This is a genomic window from Nocardiopsis algeriensis, assembly GCF_014203695.1.
Lineage (GTDB): Bacteria > Actinomycetota > Actinomycetes > Streptosporangiales > Streptosporangiaceae > Nocardiopsis > Nocardiopsis algeriensis.
In genome coordinates this window covers 481,394-481,979 of sequence record NZ_JACHJO010000004.1, presented here as the reverse complement: position 1 = coordinate 481,979, position 586 = coordinate 481,394, and the positions used below count along the sequence as shown (strand labels likewise).

Annotated in this window: 1 rRNA gene; it reads left to right on the top strand. The window is 64.8% G+C overall.

From position 1 onward, the window contains the following. Window positions 1–85: ribosomal RNA gene (rrf, locus tag FHS13_RS21935) — 5S ribosomal RNA — on the top strand; the annotation flags it as partial. Window positions 86–586 lie beyond the last annotated feature (501 nt).

The window sequence follows — 586 nt, the reverse complement described above, 5'->3', positions numbered from 1 at the left end:
GTCTCATTCCGAACCCGGTCGTTAAGTCTCCTTGCGCTGATGGTACTGCCCTGTGGTGGGGTGGGAGAGTAGGTTGCTGCCACGGTTTTTCTTGAAAGGGGGGTCGTCTTTGCGGGCGGCCCCTCTTTTTTGTTGTGTGGTGTGTTGTGTGTGTGGGGGGGGCTGGCGGGCCCCCCTTTTTTGTTTGTGGTGGGGGGTGCCGGCTTTGTGGTTGTGGGGAAGGGCCACTTCCGGGGCCTGAGCCCCGCAGGGCCGGCACGGGCAGACCCCGAGGCCCGTCTCTCACCCTTGGACCCGGGGGAGGAGGACAAGCGTGGGTTCTGACCCCGACACCATGCCGTAAGCTGGAGGGCACGAGTAATATGACGCGCTGCTACTGCTCAAGTGGCAGCGCTTTTGAGTGTTGACGGACGGGTTGGATGACTGACGACAGCCGATCGGGAGACCGCGAGGACTCCGGAGCCAACGAGCACAATGGAGGCCGCTCCGGCGCACCCAGCGGTCGGGGACGTGGTGACAGGCCCCACTCCCGGTCCGGCTACGGCGGCTCCAGAGGGCAAAGCGACCGGGATGACCGTCGTGGTGG